15 protein-coding genes and 2 rRNA genes are annotated in these 19,083 nt (G+C 40.3%); 11 read left to right on the top strand and 6 right to left on the bottom strand.

The features are described 5' to 3' along the window. The first annotated feature begins 26 nt into the window (after positions 1-26). The gene (locus tag HY817_05510) at positions 27-1,394 is read left to right on the top strand and encodes a GIY-YIG nuclease family protein (protein MBI4836683.1); all 1,368 of its coding nucleotides are present in this window, start codon (positions 27-29) and stop codon (positions 1,392-1,394) included. Here HY817_05510 and HY817_05505 read toward each other — a convergent pair. Beyond that, positions 1,381-2,421, bottom strand: a complete 1,041-nt coding sequence (locus HY817_05505) for a hypothetical protein (GenBank protein ID MBI4836682.1) — start codon at positions 2,419-2,421, stop codon at positions 1,381-1,383. The genes HY817_05510 and HY817_05505 overlap by 14 nt on opposite strands. Before the next feature lie 145 nt (positions 2,422-2,566). On the opposite strand from HY817_05505, the gene HY817_05500 reads away from it, so the two are divergent. The 5 genes from HY817_05500 (at position 2,567) to HY817_05480 (ending at position 4,738) form a co-directional block, all read left to right on the top strand. Further along, complete coding sequence (locus HY817_05500) at positions 2,567-3,016, top strand: YtxH domain-containing protein (protein ID MBI4836681.1); 450 nt, start codon at positions 2,567-2,569, stop codon at positions 3,014-3,016. A 52-nt stretch (positions 3,017-3,068) separates the two neighbouring features. Further along, a complete protein-coding gene (locus HY817_05495) occupies positions 3,069-3,218 on the top strand; it encodes a lmo0937 family membrane protein (protein MBI4836680.1) in 150 nt (49 codons plus the stop codon). Between the two features lie 42 nt (positions 3,219-3,260). Next, a complete protein-coding gene (locus HY817_05490; protein ID MBI4836679.1) occupies positions 3,261-3,593 on the top strand; it encodes a phage holin family protein in 333 nt (110 codons plus the stop codon). 88 nt (positions 3,594-3,681) lie between these two features. Next, complete coding sequence (locus HY817_05485) at positions 3,682-4,239, top strand: low temperature-induced protein (GenBank protein MBI4836678.1); 558 nt, start codon at positions 3,682-3,684, stop codon at positions 4,237-4,239. Between the two features lie 10 nt (positions 4,240-4,249). Further along, a complete protein-coding gene (locus tag HY817_05480) occupies positions 4,250-4,738 on the top strand; it encodes a hemerythrin domain-containing protein (protein MBI4836677.1) in 489 nt (162 codons plus the stop codon). A 56-nt stretch (positions 4,739-4,794) separates the two neighbouring features. Here HY817_05480 and HY817_05475 read toward each other — a convergent pair whose 3' ends face one another. Further along, the gene (locus HY817_05475; GenBank protein MBI4836676.1) at positions 4,795-5,889 is read right to left on the bottom strand and encodes a glycosyltransferase; all 1,095 of its coding nucleotides are present in this window, start codon (positions 5,887-5,889) and stop codon (positions 4,795-4,797) included. Between the two features lie 261 nt (positions 5,890-6,150). Between HY817_05475 and HY817_05470 the strand changes: the two genes are divergently transcribed. Continuing rightward, entirely contained in the window at positions 6,151-7,245 is a 1,095-nt protein-coding gene (locus tag HY817_05470) for an alpha/beta hydrolase (GenBank protein ID MBI4836675.1), read from the top strand. A 145-nt stretch (positions 7,246-7,390) separates the two neighbouring features. Here HY817_05470 and HY817_05465 read toward each other — a convergent pair whose 3' ends face one another. Next, positions 7,391-8,185 (bottom strand): hypothetical protein, encoded by a 795-nt coding sequence (locus tag HY817_05465; protein ID MBI4836674.1) that lies wholly within the window; start codon positions 8,183-8,185, stop codon positions 7,391-7,393. A gap of 93 nt (positions 8,186-8,278) precedes the next feature. Next, positions 8,279-9,034 (bottom strand): hypothetical protein, encoded by a 756-nt coding sequence (locus HY817_05460; protein MBI4836673.1) that lies wholly within the window; start codon positions 9,032-9,034, stop codon positions 8,279-8,281. A gap of 135 nt (positions 9,035-9,169) precedes the next feature. On the opposite strand from HY817_05460, the gene HY817_05455 reads away from it, so the two are divergent. Further along, positions 9,170-11,065: a radical SAM protein gene (locus HY817_05455; GenBank protein MBI4836672.1), complete on the top strand. Its 1,896-nt coding sequence runs from the start codon at positions 9,170-9,172 to the stop codon at positions 11,063-11,065. 113 nt (positions 11,066-11,178) lie between these two features. Here HY817_05455 and rrf read toward each other — a convergent pair. Beyond that, positions 11,179-11,295: ribosomal RNA gene (gene rrf, locus HY817_05450) — 5S ribosomal RNA — on the bottom strand. A 117-nt stretch (positions 11,296-11,412) separates the two neighbouring features. Continuing rightward, positions 11,413-14,407 (bottom strand): 23S ribosomal RNA (locus tag HY817_05445). Between the two features lie 557 nt (positions 14,408-14,964). Between HY817_05445 and HY817_05440 the strand changes: the two genes are divergently transcribed. From HY817_05440 to HY817_05430, 3 genes are read left to right on the top strand one after another with little or no spacing between them, the layout of a single operon-like run. Next, positions 14,965-16,035, top strand: coding sequence for a hypothetical protein (locus tag HY817_05440; GenBank protein MBI4836671.1), 1,071 nt, complete (start codon positions 14,965-14,967; stop codon positions 16,033-16,035). A gap of 14 nt (positions 16,036-16,049) precedes the next feature. Beyond that, positions 16,050-16,865, top strand: coding sequence for a methyltransferase domain-containing protein (locus HY817_05435; protein MBI4836670.1), 816 nt, complete (start codon positions 16,050-16,052; stop codon positions 16,863-16,865). Positions 16,866-16,868: 3 nt separating this feature from the next. Next, positions 16,869-19,034, top strand: a complete 2,166-nt coding sequence (locus HY817_05430) for a DUF4012 domain-containing protein (protein MBI4836669.1) — start codon at positions 16,869-16,871, stop codon at positions 19,032-19,034. Positions 19,035-19,083 lie beyond the last annotated feature (49 nt).

The raw sequence follows: 19,083 nt of genomic DNA, 5'->3' as shown, positions 1-19,083 counted from the left end.
TTCGGCAATATTCATTTTTGTTTTGTATGCGTTTTGCAATAGTAGATATAGAAACTACTGGCTCACGATTATCTCAAGATCGAGTACTCGAAATAGGAGTACTGGTGATCGAAAATAATAAACTCCAAAAAACTTTCACAACTTTAATCAATCCGCGGCAATATATTCCTGAGATGATTTCTGAATTGACTGGTATCACCAGTCACGATGTGAAAGATGCTCCTTTGTTTCAGGATGTCGCTCAGGAACTCTTAGACACTCTCGAAGGAGCAGTGTTCGTGGCGCACAATGTTGCCTTTGATTATGGTTTCATTCGTGCTGAATTTGAACGAATGGGAATCACCTTCCAAGCCAAAACTCTCTGTACTGTCCGATTATCTCGCAAACTTTTTCCTGAATATACTCGGCATAGTTTAAGTCATCTCATTGACCGTTTTAATATTAGCACTGAAGCAAGACATAGGGCCCTTGCTGATGCTCAAGCCTTATGGGATTTTTTACAAATTCTGGGCCAACGTTTTGAACCGCAATTCCTCGAGCAGGCTATTACTGAAATTATCAAAACCCAAAGAGTTCCTCCTCAACTGGCACCACATCTCATTCGTGACTTACCCAAAGGACCGGGGGTATACATTTTTTATGATCACGAAAATACGCCACTATATATTGGGAAAAGTATTAATATTCAGGAACGAGTGAAGCAGCACTTTCAAAACAGTGTACGTTCCAGTAAAGCAATGAAAATCTTTACTAGTTTAGCAAAGATAGAAACGGTACCAACTGCAGGAGAATTAGGTGCTCTGTTATTGGAAAGCAAACTAATTAAGGAAAAGTTTCCTTTATATAATCATCAATTGCGTCGGGTAAAAAAATTATTTGTGCTCTTTAAAGTAGTTGATTCTCATGGCTATTGGAGTGTCAAGGGAGATTATATTGAAGAGATCTCTACTACTGATTTGGAGAAGGTAATGGGAGTATTTACTTCGCAAAAGCAAGCTCAGGATTGTTTACTATTTCTTAGTTCGGAACATCAGCTTTGTCAGAAATTACTTAATTTGCAGAAAACCACAGGTTGCTGCTTTGGTTATCATATTAAGCGCTGCAAAGGAAGTTGCTTACAACAAGAGCCCATAGAAGAATATAATGCACGCGTAATCCGAGCTTTCGAGAAAACACGTATTGCCCAGTGGCCATATGATGGGGCTATTACCATTGAAGAAAGTTCTAACGATGGCTATTTGAAAGAAACTTTTACTATCGATCGTTGGTGTATCACTAGTCACATGAATAATGACCGTCTTTTTCCATTGGTTGATCAAACACAAAAGTTCAATCTAGATCAGTATAAAATTATCTATTCTCATATAAAAAGGGGTAAGGTTACCTTAATTTGATCGCAACACTATCTCGCTCTCCCAAGTTCATCGGCAACAAGTTAGCCATTTGAGCCAGACAGTCTCGAGATGAGCCTTCATGAATTGCCATAATTTGGCTTATTGTTTGGCGGACATCGGCTTGATAACGCTGCACAACATACTTTTCTATAGCAGCTTCATCATCAATTGGCAGCCAGCAATACTCAGCCGACGACAGATCACTATAAGCTACTGCAACCAGGGGGTGGTAAAACAAATAAAAAAGCATCCATGTCTGTTTTCCTTTTCTGGATATACCACTAGAAACAAATAGTTGTTTTTGTCTGAGATCAGAGAGAGAAGCATCCAGGGGAAACCCGTGCATTATTCTTCGCAAAACTTCCGCAAATGAATAATGAATATGTTCATCTTTCTTATCATGTGGATAATGAGGTAAAGCATACTGATCATCTTTGGTAAAGAGTAGTATTGCCTTACGGATTGGATCATAAAAAACCGGTTTAATTACGATTTGACTATGAGGCGTAGCGGTAACCACGGTTCCCGTTTCAATGCTACGACGTAAAAGTAGCCATAAATCCTCACGTACTTCTCTTTTCAATTCCAGTCCAGGCTGACCTCCTGATGGTCTCACGACTAGATGATCCTCTATCCCTACCCAGCGAAGGCCGGTGTGATCTGTGTGTCTATGATCGATTTTAGGGACATAGCCTAAAGGTAAAGCAGCTAGAAATCTCGTAATAGCTAGGCCTAGTTTATCTCCTGTCCTTGCCACGCGAAAGTGTCTCAGCTCATGGAAATCATCACGTTCTAAGTTAAATTCTCGTAATCCTAATAACTCTTCATTAGCTTCACCTAATGCACTTTCAACTGGATCTTCAATTTCTTGCTTTCCGTTAATTTCTTGAGACTTCCCTTTGCCACCTATCGGCTGCCAATCACCATTTGGGTGCAAACCTAATAGAATTCGTTCGCTAATGGGATCTATTAAAAATGTATTTGCAACTGGTTGTACTAAAGAATCTTCTCCTGGCCTATGATGCATGGGCTTATAGATAATAAACTGCTCACAATTTCTTTTTAGATTAATACAACAATCTTGCTCAAAAATCTAGTAAGATTTTAAATTAGTTATTTGCAAAACAATTTTAATAGGCATATCGTAGAAGTTGACTCTTAACCACTCCATTATGAATCACAACACATCTGTTCGTCATGTAAATGGTGTTGCATTCGGTGCATTAGGGTTAGCGGTAGCCACCGCTTTGGGAGCGGCTATTGGCTTAGCATTTGCACCTCAATCAGGTGCCAAGACACGTAAAGAGCTTTGGCAAAAAGCTCAAGGTTTAGCAACGACTTTCCAGCAGAGCAAAGAAACTGTACAAAATCTGCTAGCTGAAGTATTTGGCTCAGTGGACGATCAGCTTGAGCAGGCATATCTTGAAATCCGGGGCCATATTTTGGCAGCAGTGGATGATATTTCCGATAAGCGGCAATTGACCCAAAAACGCTTTGACAAGATTGTCGATGATGCCATTGCAGAGGTGACTAAAGGCAAGGATTGGGCTGAGGACCAAGTAAAGGCTTTGGCCGAAAGACTCAAAGGAGAATGGGAAGCTATCCAAACTCAACTAAAATAAGCACCTGGAGAAATCCTCGGTGCTTTTTTTAAATTATTTTTAACCATATCCTATGAGTATTCTTGATCTTTTGCTTGTTATCCTACTCATTTCCTGGTTAGGCGGTTTCTTTTTCCAAGTTGGCGGAGATTTAGTGCATTTGCTACTTGTAGTAGCAGTAATTCTCTTTATTTTGCGCCTACTTGGAGTCCGCACTAGTTAAGAATTTATTACTCTTTTCTTCTAATTCTTAATCTTTAATTTTATGGCTTTTATTATCAACTGGCTACTCTCTGCCTTAGCTATCATTATCACCGCCTATCTTTTGCCAGGTGTGCGGGTGACCAATTTTGGGACTGCTTTGATAGCCGCATTAGTAATCGGTGTACTCAATGCCGTAATCAGACCTTTACTCATACTACTTACATTGCCAGTAAATATTTTGACCTTAGGACTCTTTACTCTAGTAATTAATGCCGTACTTATACTCCTTGCCGCACGAATAGTTCCTGGTTTTCAGGTAGATGGGTTAATCTGGGCAATTATTTTTGCCATAGTATTATGGATTATCAATTCCATTTTTAGTACAGCAGCTTAGATTAATCTCAAACATTGCTTAGGCAATATGACTTTATTTCCCTATAAACATCTCCTCATGATATTTACTTACAATTTACTAAAAACTTATGCATACCATCATTATCGCCCTCTTCTCTGATCGAATCGATGCAGATACAGCTATTGATGAATTAAAGGCCAATGATATTCCGGTAAAAGATATGTCATTGATCATGCGCGAAGGTAGTTATGTTGATACCAATGCTCGGAGCACAGCTGATAACATTGCTAGTGGCGCTGCCGGTGGAGCAGCTACTGGTGGTGTACTTGGTGGAATTGCTGGCCTCTTAGTAGGACTTGGCGCTTTAACCATTCCTGGCATTGGAGCTCTCTTTATTGCTGGACCAATTGCAACCGCTTTGGGCTTAACAGGCGCAGCAGCAGTTACGGCTTCAGGAGCGATCACAGGAGCATTGGCTGGAGGCTTGGTAGGTTCATTGGTCGGCCTAGGAGTCCCTGAAGAAGATGCTCGCCAATATGAAGAGCGCATCAAGGCTGGTGAAATTCTTCTAGCAATTCCCGCAACAGACCGAGACATGGATAAAGTAAAAACTATACTAACAGATAATCAGGCCCAAAGTATTCGCACTATGCACTTATCTGATAAGCAATTAGCCCATACTTAACAACTATTTTATGTCAATTTTTACTCTCTTAAAAGCTGATCATAGAAAAATTGAGCGCTTGTTTGAACGATTGAGAAGTATGGATTTAAGTTTATATACTGCCAGACACAATCTTTTTCAAAAGTTCAAAGAAGAACTCACATTACATAGTCATGCTGAAGAAAAGTTCTTTTATCCAGTATTAAAAAATATGGTTCGTAGCCATACTCTGGCATTAGAAGCGTATGAACAACATCATGCGGTACAAATGCTTCTCCATGAACTCACTCAATCTCATGATCCCGAAGAAGTATGGGAAGCTAAGCTTGAAGTTTTGGCTGAACAAGTACTGCACCATATTCATGAAGAAGAACATGGCCTTTTTCCATTAGCAGAAAAAGCACTTAATAATGACCAGTTACAAAATATTGCTGAGCAGATACAAACATGGCGAAAGCAGGTAGAGAAATCCCACTCATTGGGTATTTTCCATCGCTTTATTCATGCTTTATCAGCATAGCTGCCATAACAAATCTCCAAGATACAGACTATGGAATCACAACCATAGTCTTTTTCTTATTTGAGTAAACTATTCACATACTCTTTCATTTGCTGTTGAAAGCGCAATACAGAAAATTGCTCCGCATGCTTACGAATAACATGATGATCAAAAGTGCGATTATCCAATTGCTGCAACTCTCTTACAAAAGCATCCACAGTTTGTGCGCCTACCAATATTCCTGTATCAGGAGTAACTGTTTCCACTACCCCACCACGGCCATAGGCAATAACTGGTGTACCACAAGCCATAGCTTCCACCGGCACAATACCAAAATCTTCCTCAGCAGCGAACAAAAAGGCCCGGGCTCTCTGCATATAGGATCGCATATCTTCATCAGAAACATAGCCCAATATCTCTACTGTGGGCCCAGCAATCTTTTTGAGATAACCAATCATAGGACCGCCACCAGCAACTTTAAGAGGCACCTTAGCTTGATTAGCCACTTGTACCAATAAATCTAGTTTTTTATAAGGAATTGCTCGTGACATAGCAAAAAAGAAATCTTCTCTAGCAACTTCAGGATTCAAAGTAAAGTATTCGGTATTTACTGGTGGATAAATAACTTGTGCATCCCGGCGATAATATTTTTGAATACGTTGAGCAACAAATTGTGAATTAGCAATAAAATGATCGACTCGTTGAGCGGCCAGATAATCCCATTGTCGCAATTTATGAATGGCACGAGGCATCATAAATTTTGCCAAGGGATTCAAGATGCCAAACTCCATTCTCTGTTTATATTCATGGTAGTCACTCCAATAATAGCGAGTAGGAGTATGACAATAACAAATATGTACAGTATTGGGTTTGGTAATCACTCCCTTAGCTTCAGCATGACTGGAAGATATCACTACATCAAATTCCGAAAGGTCTAAATCTTCAAATGCCCGGGGCCGTAGCATCGGGATCATCTTATGTACTTTGGTAGCAAAAGGAAGCTTTTGGAGATAAGAAGTACGAATATCCCGAGCAGCCAAACGACTCATCTTCTTTTTATCAAACACTGAAGTATAGATGGGCGCTTCAGGATAAATGTCAGCTATCGCCAACAAGACTTTCATTTCGCCCCCCATTGAGGTAAGCCAATCATTTACTAGAGCAACTTTCATAAAAAATATAAACAAGACTGGAAAAGTATAATGCAGAATGCCCCTCGATGGAACTCGGAGTAAATGCCAGGTAGAAAGCAGAATTTGTTAGAGGACAAAATGCCTTTGTATTATTATTAAGTATGGATCACATTTATTGGTTTCAAAAAGATTCGATTTCGCCCGGCTCCACCATTTTTAGGAATGGCTCACCAAAAATGAATTCATCACCGCTTGGTATTCATAATGTTGCATATTATAGTAATATCAATAAATACTTGTATGAAACTAATATTTGATCCATTACAGTGGCACTCATGTAAAGCGACTGACTGGCAAAGTTGCAGTGAAAATGCGAATTGCTATGCATACGCACTCAACAATCCTCATTATCATTGGGCTGTGCCAGGATTGGGTTACATAAAATCTTTACCTCAAAAGTATTTTGCTAGTTTTAATGAATATTTCAAAAACGTTTCTCTAACTGAATACCGAGAGTGTATTATTAATGGTGCGATTGCAGATGGTCTAATATCTACGGCTGATCAAACTGACAAAGAAGGTTATTATTTGGTGGCATTACGTTTTAATGCTGATCCCATAAATTTTGATTTTGACTGGTGGAGAAAAGATGATGATGGCACGTGGAGTCATAAAGATGGATGGCATGAACCCACTAATATGGACGCAAAGGGTAAGCCTGTTCTCGATCCGCGTCTCATTGAAGATGCGACTTACCCAGTTTTCGCCAGCTTTTTTCTAGTTCCCAGAAAAGGCATCCTTCTTACCAAGCAATTTAATTTAGCCAAAAGTAACTGCATTATTATTCATGGCTGTCCTTCTGACAAAGAAAAAGCAATGAATCCTGAAACCAGAACATATGATAAACATTGGATTCCATGGACTAAACAAAAACTCACTGCTATTGGCATTCGCACAGAGACGCCATTGATGCCTAATCCCTGGAATCCTAATTATGATGAATTCAAAAAGGTTTTTGACCAATTGCCCATTTCAGAACAAACAGTCCTTATTGGTCATAGTTGTGGGTGTACTTTTCTAGTCCGCTGGCTAGGAGATACAAAGAGATCGATTCAAAAGCTTATTCTTGTAGCTCCATGGAAAATCCGTCCGGAAAGTGATCCGCTTGAAATAGCATTTTATACTAATCCGATTGATGTGAGTATTCCTCATAGGGTGAAGAGTATTATTATGTTCACAGCAGACAACGAAGCCGATGATGGGAAAGCCGGCCTTAGTATGTTCCATCAAATATTAGGAGGAGAAGTGATTAATTTAGTAGGAAGAGGACATTATACTTTGAAAGATATGGGAACAGAGCAATTTCCGGAGCTTGTGGATGCTGTACTTAAATAGAGCTCGTAGTTCTATCCTTTCCCATTCAGTAATAACAACTGCTCACGGAAGAATCTTAATTCCTCGCTGTTTATAATTTCTAAACCAACTTATTCACCAAATCCACCATTTCTTAGAAAATCGCAATAGTAAGAGATTTCAACACTCAACCTGACCTTTTAGTGCATGCAGCAATTCCTCTGCGAAACGAATGAACCTCACCATGTTCTATTGGCAAAACAACTGCATGACGAAGATTGGAACGTGCAGTTATTGTTTTTACTTCTGCTATTTTACTCAAAGGAACTTCGATTAACTTCACACTTTCTGGGGGGATTACTTTAGCTGTTCTAGATTCAAAGAAATTCAATCCGTGAGGAAGTGGTAGACAAGTTACCGCATCTATTTCAACTCCAAAAACGACTGGGTGATTTCCCTGAATAGTGGCTCTATTGACCAACCATCGTGCTGTATGATGCTTTACATCCATGACTCGACGGATATCTGCCAGTGAAAAACGTGTCAGCAGATGTTTAAAGGCAGTAGGAAGATAGGGGGCGTTCACTCTACTCTTCATGGCTCTGGAAGTTTCACCAAAGAAATACGGTTGCCATCCTTCCATTGAACCAAATACATATGCTAGATCCGTACTACCTTGATCATCGCTTCCAAAAAACTCTCCATAACAACGTGCATAGATCCTTTGTCTGGTTAAAGAAACTGTTTCAGCGCTTCTCAAAAGTAATCTAGCTATATGATCAGCTTGCGGCTTAATACCTTCGTTGGCTACTGCAGTTAATATATCTATTAGTTGGCCATTGGGATGAGATTTATCACCACCTGCATACCCCCAATGCAAACGTCCAGTACCATGGAAAAGTACATTCTGATAAAGAGCATTATAAAAACCGATATCAACCTCATTGAGTAAATCTCTAGTCGGTATATCAAATCTAATCATGCTTGGATCCATATATAGGCCTTAAACAAGCTACATAACATATCAGAAACAGCACTAAAAAGCCACGTAAGTTCTGTCCTCGCCGGAGGACAGTTATTCATCTAGCTTTTCCCACAATGCTTGAAATATCACTCTTTGTAAATCAGCATATTCTCGAGATTGAATAATCACGGCTATCTTTTCTCGCCATGAGGTAATCAAAACCTTGTCATCATAAACTTTAACTTCCGGATACCATATATCCGCTGGATCAGGTAAAAACTTTGTCCGGCGCAATTCAGTAAGATCATGTGAAGCTCGTTCTTGACCTGCAGCATTATTGACAAAAATAGCATCGGTAGGAATACGCTTCGCTGCACGGCGTTGAAAGTAAGCAGGAAAAAAGTTAGGAAATACTTTTACCATTTCCTCAACATTCGTATATGCCAAGATTTTATCTTTTGTAGTCAAAGTATCTTCATATGCTTCTCGCATTCCCTTCTCTCCTTCGAAAAATTGTACCTTTGGCCTTGTTGTATTACTACGAGATAAAGATTGTAAAACAGGCAAGAGTTCTTGCATTTGTCTTTTCTGGTTTTTGAGGCGAGTATCAACTTCTACTAATTCACGCTCCAGATATTCAATTAATTTCTGTGGATCTTGAGCATTAAAAAAGGTGATATTTCTTTTCTTGTATTTGCTAATAACCCCCTTATGAATAAGTTTTTCGACTACGTCGTAGATAGTGGGACGTGTATACCCAGTATAGCGTGCTAATTCAATTGATTTAGAGGCACCTAAGGTTAGTAACGCTAGATAAATGGTTGCTTCCCTTTCAGAGAAACCAAGAGCATATAATGACTGCTTCATGTGATTGTTGTCGAAAAGTACTCGACAATACTCTGACTTTAGTAAGCCAATAAGTCAAAGGTTAGACACAGCAATCAAGGCGAGTATCGTCAACCTTATTAGGACAGTTATGATGTCGTATATTGATATACTTTTATGTCACACCACGCGATCCAGGATCTTCCTGCTATTAGCGATAAGATCCTACATCTTTTACAAACTACAAATACATCACAGTTAAAGTTTGTTGAGTATCATGGTTTTCAAAAAAGCCGATTACCCAATTCATTGTTAGTAAATATTCTTCAGCCTCTTGGTTTTACTGCCAAAGATGTTCAAGTAGAAATCGTGAAAGTTGAAAGAGATTTGAAAGATGAGATCCACTACCATGAAAGTTCTCATGCCTTTATTTGTATACTCGGCAACAAATATCACTTCCCCCAGCCTCACAAGGCCTTTGCTTTTATTAATAGCAAGTGGAAAATGATAGAAGAAAACGAGCAATGGGAAATCCCGCCCATGACACCACATGGTTTTAGAGTTAGACAGAATGGATACGCATGCTTCTTGTCCATCCAAACCCCACCAATTATGAAGGCAGATAGCGATGACTATCATAAAGTTTCTACCTCATGGAACAAAAGCATTATACTCTTGAACCAATATGGTTTACCTAAGAATCTCAGCGACATTCATTCCGTAGGCCTTCATAAAACAAAGGATCTATTAGGAGGCAGTCATTCAGTGGTCACCTATCCACCACTTACTTGCCTAGAGCAAGTAAAGACATCAACAGTCATAGATAGTATCCATACATCTCCGGTGCACCTTTATTTTCACATTCCTTTTTGCGAAACACGCTGTACCTTTTGTCATTATATAGTAAGCCTTTACCGTGGAGAAAGCAAAAGTAGTAATGCTGAAAACGCTGCAGTAGAGCATTATTTGTCCCTATTACACAGAGAAATTGCTATCTATAAAAAGTTATTTCAAAAAAACAATGTGCAAGTTGCTTCTCTCTATATTGGCGGAGGAACGCCACTTATGCTTAGCCGAAAACAACTAAAAAAACTTATAGAAAAAGTCCAGCACTCTTTTTCTTGGTTAAATAGCGCCCCCATCTGTGTTGAAGCAAGTCCACTCAGCATTCTTAACAATACAGGTAGAGATAAGTTAAAGATGTTGCAGCAAATGGGTGTGAGTAGACTTAGCTTCGGCATCCAGTCTTTTGACAATCAAGTATTACGGGTTGCAGGCCGTGGCTATACCTCGGAAATTGCTATACATGCTTGTAAGCTCGCTTCTCAATATTTTCAAAACTGGAATATTGATTTAATTCAGGACCTGAGTAATGGATCAAAAAAAGAAATAGAACTCAATATAGAGCGAATTAAAGCGCTGCGCCCACCACATATCACCTGGTACAATGGCCGCTTCTCTGCCACACGGCCTCAAGGCATAATGCTGCGAAAAAACGCAGAAGCGTTTTCTTCTGAATGGGAAACTTTACTGGGAAGAGCTTTTATTTGGCAAGAATTGAAAAAACTTGGCTATAAACAAATAGATGGCAATAGATTTGTACTCAAGAAACAATACGAAGATCCTTTTAAACAAAGTCGGACAGCAATAAATAACACACTTATTGGCCTAGGTGTATCAGCATATTCACATACCGAAAAATGGTTCTTTCGTAATACTTGCGATATCCAAACCTATCAGCATCAGCTAAAAAACGGTCAATTAGCCATTGCTGTAGGGAAAGAGTTTACCACTGAGGAAAAGATTGCCGCCACATATGTAATCGGCCTTAGAAAAGGAGACATAATTCCTAACGATGTAGAAAAAATCGGACATCAGAAAAAAACCCAAGAAACTTTTGAACACTACAACCATTTAATCACCGAGCTTGTAAAATTAAACATTCTTGAGCAAAAGTCTGGCAAACTTAACTTAACTTTTTTAGGAAGACTATTCGAAGATGAGGTATTAGCTTTGTTTTATAGTCCAAGCGTGAAAGAAATTCTAAGTTCAAGACAAAAAATTCTCGATTAATAAAAAGGCTAACTAGATTTTGATGAAACAAAAAAAGACCCTCTTCACTTATAAGACGGCCTACAATTTCTAATTCAGAATTTAGCATTCATAATTCTCTCTTACCTCCTCTGTCCTGGCGACTACCTACTCTTCCACAGGCAAAGCCAGCAGTACCATCAGCCCAGATAAGCTTAACTACTGAGTTCGGAATGGGATCAGGTGTGGCCTCATCTGGCATAATCACCAGGACAGAAAAGGTAAGGAAAGAAATTATTTCCAGGTTACTAGTTTAAACCTAGGCTAGGTTTGTGGATGAAATTGTCCGTCCCTAAGGAAGAACACCTTCATCCGCGAACCTATGTATATAAAATAAATCAAAAAATCTTTTAGTAAGGATCGGCTCAACCCTTCACAGGGCTTACACCTTCCTCCTATCAACCAGGTAGTCTCCCTGGGATTTTATGGAACAACTAATCTTGAGGCGTGTTTCCCGCTTAGATGCTTTCAGCGGTTATCACTACCGAACATAGCTACCCTGCACTGCCGTTGGCACGACAACAGGTACACCAGAGGTTCGTACATCCCGGTCCTCTCGTACTAGGGATCCGTCCTCTCAATTGTTCTAACGACCACAGTGGATAGAGACCGAACTGTCTCACGACGTTCTGAACCCAGCTCGCGTACCGCTTTAATTGGCGAACAGCCAAACCCTTGGGACCTTCTCCAGCCCCAGGATGCGACGGGCCGACATCGAGGTGCCAAACCGGGCCGTCGATATGAACTCTTGGGCCCGATCAGCCTGTTATCCCCGGAGTAGCTTTTATCCGTTGAGCGATATCACACCCACGTGTAGATATCGGATCATTTTAGCCTGCTTTCGCATCTGCTTGACGTGTTAGTCTTGCAGTTAAGCACCCTTACGCTAATACACTATCAGACCGATTTCCATCCGGCCTTAGGGTACCTTTGCACACCTCCGTTACTCTTTAGGAGGCAACCGCCCCAGTTAAACTGCCCATCAAGCACTGTCCTTGACGTCGGTTAAAACGACGCAAGTTAGAATCGACGTAAAAAGAGGTTGGTATTTCACTGGCCGCTCCACCACCGCTAGCGCGGGGCTTCAAAGCGTCCCAACTATGCTACACACTTTTCACATCAATCCAATACCAGACTACAGTAAAGCTTCACAGGGTCTTTTCGTCCTACTGTGGTTAATGAGCATTTTCACTCATAATGCAATTTCACCGAGTTTCTTCTCGAGACAGTACTCACACCATTTAACCATTCGTGCGGGTCGGAACTTACCCGACAAGGAATTTCGCTACCTTAGGACCGTTATAGTTACGGCCGCCGTTCACTAGGGCTTAGATTCGGAGCTTGCACCCCTCCTCTTGACCTTCTAGCACTGGGCAGGTCTCACTCCCTATACTTCCACTTGCGTGTTTGCAGAGAGCTGTGTTTTAGATAAACAGTTGCATGAGTTCTTTAACTGCGCCATGTACCGTTATGGTACATGGAAGTCTTATCCCGAAGTTACGACTGCTATATTGCCGAGTTCCTTGAGAAGAAGTGACTCGATCACCTTAGTCTACTCGACTCACCCACGAGTGTTCGTTTGCGGTACGGATACTACTAATTCTCGACAACGAAGTTTTTCTTGGCAGATGAACCATGAGAGATTGAGTTCCACTAAAAGCAGAACATTCTTCGTTAGCTCGACTTAACAGAGATACGGATTTACCTATATCTCACGCCTTGCTTTTCGAACGCAAATCCATTGATGCGCCCCTCACTTCCTTCCGCGTCCCTCCGCGTCTAATCACAAAGTCGCAGTAAGGCACTTTCTATATTCCCCCGAAGGGGATCATAAAACAGTAACCTCACATAAAACTAAGTGACTCTTTTCGAATTAATAGTAGTTACGGAATATTAACCGTATATCCATCGACTACGACTTTCGTCCTCGCCTTAGGACCGACTAACCCCGGGTCGATTGTCGTTGCCCGGGAAACCTTGGGTATGCGGTGTGGTTGGTTTTAACAACCATAAAGTTACTCATATCTACATTCGCACTTCTCATCGCTCCAGCAAACCTCACGATTCACCTTCACTGCTGATGAGAACGCTCCTCTACCACCTATATCTAAAAAAGATATAGATCCGTGTCTTCGGTACAAGTCTTGAGCCCCGTTACATTTTCGGCGCAAGATCTCAATAGACCAGTGAGCTATTACGCACTCTTTAAATGAATGGCTGCTTCTAAGCCAACATCCTGGCTGTTTATGAAATCTCACCTCCTTTACCACTTAGACTTGATTTAGGGACCTTAGACGTCGGTCTGGGCTTTCCCCCTTGTGACGATGGCGCTTAGCCGTCACCGTCTGACTCCCATGATTTCACCCCTGGCATTCGCAGTTTTTCAAGGTTCGGTAAGCTCACGCTCCCTAGCCTTAAAAGTTCTCTACCTCCAGAGGCTACCACATGAGGCTAGCCCTATAGCTATTTCGAGGAGAACCAGCTATCCCCGAGTTCGATTGGAATTTCTCCCCTACACACAGTTCATCACCCGTTTTTGCAGCAACGGTGTGTTCGGTCCTCCCCCCGTATTTCTACGGAGTTCAACCTGACCATGTGTAGCTCACCCGGATTCGGGTCTAGTGTGCCGGACTTAATCGCCCTATTCAGACTCGCTTTCGCTTCGGCTCCTTCCGTCTTAACGGAATTAACCTCGCCCGACACAACTAACTCGTAGATTCATTATACAAAAGGCAAGCAGTCACCCCGCCGAAGCGAGGCTCCTACTCATTGTAAGCATACAATTTCAGTATCTATTTCACTCCCCTTACTGGGGTTCTTTTCACCTTTCCCTCACGGTACTTGTTCGCTATCGGTCGCCATATATTTTTAGCCTTGGAGGGTGGTCCCCCCAGATTCAAGCCGGATTTCACGTGTCCGACCCTACTCAGGATACTGCTCAAGCTGTTTTTCTTTTACCTACGGGACTGTTACCCTCTATGGTGACTCTTTCCAGAGATCTTTGATTAGAAAAACAAACTCTAAATGCAGTCCTACAACCCCGTGTACCATTACGGTTCACGGTTTGGGCTATTCCCAGTTCGCTCGTCACTACTATGGGAATCTCAATTGATTTCTCTACCTTGGGTACTGAGATATTTCAGTTCTCCAAGTGTCCTTCTCGCAAAAGCGAGACTCCACAATTTAATTATGGAAAGTTCCCTTATTCGGAAATCCCCGGATCAAAGCTTGTTGACAGCTCCCCGAGGCGTATCGCACGCCTACTGCGTCCTTCATCGGAATATGGCGCCAAGGCATCCATTGTATGCTCTTAAAGTAACTTATTTTATACACCTAAGTTTAAACTAGTAATCTAGAAACAATCTTAAATTACATTGAAAATACATTTTCATTAACCTTACTATTTTCTGTTAGAAATATCATATTTTTCATACAAATATGATAACCAAATTTTTAAGGGGCAAGTCCGAGGGCAAAGTTCCTAAATCGATAAGAAGCAATTCTTATTTACAAGAGGCATTGCTTATTCTCAAACTTTTTTGCTTCGTATGAAGCGCGACCATAGTACGGAAGGAAGAAAAGATTGTCAAGGAAATTCTGAGTGCAGAATTCTGAGTGAAGAATTAGCACGAAAGCGAGCGCGATTCATGAAGCAATTAGACACAATTCTGAATGCGGAATTCTGAATTCAGAATGGACAGTCGGATGAAAGTTGTTGAGCAAACAATGATGTATGGCCTTTTCAACAAAATTGAAAAAGGCGGCGTAGCCTCCTGCCTCAATTCAGCATTCCGAACTCAGCATTCAGAATTCATTTTACGCCGCCTAAAACATTCTCTATACTGCCAACGTTTTTTATTATTACCTTTACTCTAACTATTATGGAGATCTCGGCACTTTTTAGTCCCATTTGGCGACAAAAATGGCATATCATTATATTGAGCATCATTACAGGATTACTACTCCTTATATATAGTCAGTTTTTTTCTGCTCCCAATTATTACTCCTATGTATTCTTCACCGTATCCTATCGGGACGAACAGAAACCAGTAACTGAATATGACTATGCCAATTATTATGGCAATTATGCCAGCCTTGAATTTGCTCGCACAGTTAGTGCGTGGCCCAAAGATCCCTACTTCATCAAGCAAATCTATGACGATGCTGGAGTAGATCAAGTCACTGATCAAGGCCTGGTAGACAAACTCTTGGGCAATTTTTCAGTAAAACGTGAAGAAAGAGCTAATTTAAAAGTAAATATTCGTTCAAAAACCGAAGAGAATTTAAGAAAGCTCACGGCCAGTTTCATCAAAATTCTCAGAGAGAGAATGGACTCATACAATCGTCAGAGCGCAACACAATATCAATTGGTTAATCTTACTAGCACCCCTTACATCACTATTCTTCAACCAGAAGAAGCATTACCCTTAGGTATTGCTCTCGGTATATTGCTAGGTGTTTTGTTGGCTTATATTAGAGAATCTTGGCAAGGACGATTAGCAACTGCACATCAATTAGAGAATGTCTTTGAGCAAAGTGTTTTTTGGTCGAGAAAAGGGACAAAAAATGATGTTCGTCCGGTAGTCGCCTTGTTAAACTCGCGCAGCAAAAAAGAAGCGATTATCGTCAATAATAGAAGTAATATCACTGGCTTTCTTAAACACTTAAGTACTTATCTAACCGAACCGGTAACTATTGTTACTGCCAATGCCACTGAATTAAAGAAACAGCTTGCTAAATACAAGCACATCGTGGTTACTCACGAAGTACCAGCAAAAAAACCAACTAAAGTTCTTTATTTGCTCGATTTCCCAGAAGATAGTATTGCCCTAGTAGAGCATGAGACAACTCCCATGCTGATTGTCGCCCAAAGAGGGAAAAGTCGCCTTGCTGAATTACATGCCTTAAAGGTGCTTACTGCCAATTCTCCTAAAGCGATAGTCCTTCTCTAAAATACCTTATTAGTATGTTTACTTTTTCAGGTATTAATAAAGATGAATTAGCCACTTATATTAATGATCACACTCCCCGCTTAAGCGCTATTTATAATCTTATTAATACCCACACTCCTGCTCAAGGGAAAGTATTGGATATTGGGGCCAAACCTTATGTGCTGAGCTATATGCTTCACAAGGCCGGCTTTCACTATACTGGTATTGGTGTTTCTCAAGAGAAAAAAGATTTACGTGAAGATCCTATTCAAGCCTGTGAAATAGTACCCACCAGCAATCAACCCTTTACCGTAAATCTGAAAGACAATCATCATGACATTCCTCTCACAATCTATGAAACAAATATTGAACTCAATACCTGGCCCTTTCCGAAAGAGTATTTTGACACTTTAGTTTGGACAGAGACTCTAGAACATCTTACTTTCGATCCTAGCTTTGCCTGGCATCAAGCTAATATTATTTTGCGCAATCAAGGTATATTAATTTTTTCTGTACCGAACGCGCTGTATTGGATCAGAGCAATACAACTACTTTTGGGTAAGAACATTGATGATCCCTACTCTTGGCATGGCCCTTTCGGTAGACATAATCGCTTGTATACTACAACTGAAATTTTAACTTTAGCGAAATTACATGGTTTTGAGCCGATTAGTCTTACCACCCAAACCTTTTTACCTGAGCATATCTCTTCAGGAAGTAGAGTACTACGAAACTTAATCAATCTAGTAAGCACTATCTTCGGCAAGAGAAAAGGGAAGACTATTGTTGCTGTATTTCAAAAAGTGCGAGAAAGTAAGGAGGTGATTCGCCCCTCTTTTCTTTATCACTAAGTAATGAAACCAGAAAAAGTAGCTCGAGACATTTGGACTAGCTTAGCTAAAACGATCAAGATTGTTCCTCATAGAACAGTTCTTTCCAGTAATTCTTTGCTGAAGAATACTAATAACCAACGCAAGGTTGAAGATATTATTAAAGGGAGCAATAAAAACGTAAATTTAGATCAAAGAAAACAACATTTTCTTGCCCCAGCACCAATTATCAAGGCACGTTCCCTCGATCCTATTTATGATGAACCCCAAAGACCAATTAGAATTAGTGACGGCCATGAAGAAGATCCGTTGACCTTTCCCCTTTTTCATTACATACGAGAAATTGCAGTAGTAGCAATCATTGTAGTAGTAGTAGCGCAAAGTATCTTTATGCTCAATGCCGGCACTAAGTTTAAAGACACACTCTTTCAACAAACATTAGCCGGGATAGAGGAGCTAAAAGCAGCCAAAAATGAAATCAGCCAAGCTCATTTTGGGGAAACATTAGAACACTTCTTAGCAGCACAAAGTTTATTTACTAGCGCCAAGCAAGAGATTGGTGGCATTAATGGCGGTAGAAGTATTTTACCATCTTCATTACTTAATATTAGTAATGATTTGCTGAACCTAGGGGAAGCTATCGCCGCTATTGGTGGTAATTTAACCAAGGCAATAGATATTTTAACCACAACAACAAATTTCAAAGCAGCATTACCGGAAGTAAAAAAAGCCCAAAATGCGCTTAGACAGACAAGCAGGACACTAGCCAATTTAGATCTTTCCATTTTACCCAGTGAATATCAACCACGTTTTCAAGAGATACAAGCGGAATTACCCCTATTAAATAATGGGCTAGACTTTTTTGATGACATCACACCAGCGCTGCTCAATTTCACCGCTGATCAAGCAACCAAGAGATACCTTATCATGCTGCAGAACACCACTGAACGTAGAGGCACAGGAGGATTTATGGGGAGTTTCATTGAAGTAACTTTTCAAAATGGGCAATTATTCAAAGCTGAACCCAAAGATGTTTATAATATCGACTGGCAACAATTTAAACGCAAAGAGACCCCAGAGTTTTTACGCCCCTATATGAAGCGCTTTGCTTTACGAGATGCTAATTATAATCCCGATTTTTTCGCTACAATGGAAGAAATCGCTTGGTCATATGAAGCTTCTCGCCAAGGAAGTATTGATGGGGTGATCGCCATTGACCAAAGTATAGTGCCTCAATTATTAGAGATTACTGGGCCTATTTATTTACCGGCCTTTGACACTACAGTGACTAGAGATAATTATTTCACCATTCTACAGTTTTTTATTGAGACCAATAAAGATGATACCAGTACCCCAAAGAGAATTTTGATCGATCTTATTCATGAAGTAGCCCAGAAGCTGAATAATTTAGATAGTGTATTGAAACTTGTGCAGTTTATTCCTCAACTAATTCAGGAACGCCACATCCAAGGGGGTTTTTTTGATCATGACTTGCAAAGTGTGATTGAAAAATATGCTTTAGATGGCAAGTTATTAGAACCCACACCGGAATTAGATTATCTACACATTAATGCCATGAATATCGGCGGCAATAAAGGCGATCGTTTATTGACACGAGATTATCAGCACAATGTCAGCATTGATAAAGATGGTGCCATAACGGTAACGTTGATAGGCATTTGGCAGCATCATTGGGATAGCAAAGAAGAGCAATCAATTCAGGCTTTATTTCCCCAATTAAATAAATTATCTAAAGCAGCAGCAGGTAATTTTTGGCATGTGATTGGTAAAAGTCCCACTAAGCATGCTGTACGTTTCTTCGTACCTAAAGGTAGTACACTATTAACGAATAAAGGGCTTAATTACGAACCTTTATCTGGTGAAGAAAATGGTTATCAAGTATGGTATGGCGAAGTCGATGTAGCACTAGGTGGCACAACAGATTTCACTATTAGTTATAAACTTCCCTATCAACTTAATGTTCAATCTGGAGACACGTATCGGTTTTTATTACAAAAACAAGCAGGTGCAGAGCGAGAGACATTGACCCATCAAGTAAACTTGGCAACAGAATTGGAACCCTTGGCCAATTATCCATCTATTGCCAGTCAAGGTGCAAGTAATCAAAAAATGACTACAGATATAAACACCGATAAATATTTCGAAATGTTGGTAAGGAAGAAGTTCTAAATATAAAAGCCGTATTACAATAAATGGATTTGTTGCATCTTAGCCATTT

The sequence above is a fragment of the Candidatus Abawacabacteria bacterium genome, assembly GCA_016207805.1.
GTDB lineage: Bacteria > Patescibacteriota > Gracilibacteria > RBG-16-42-10 > RBG-16-42-10 > JACQZO01.
The sequence above is the reverse complement of the archived record's forward strand: the minus strand, read 5'-3'. Positions and strand labels throughout refer to the sequence as shown.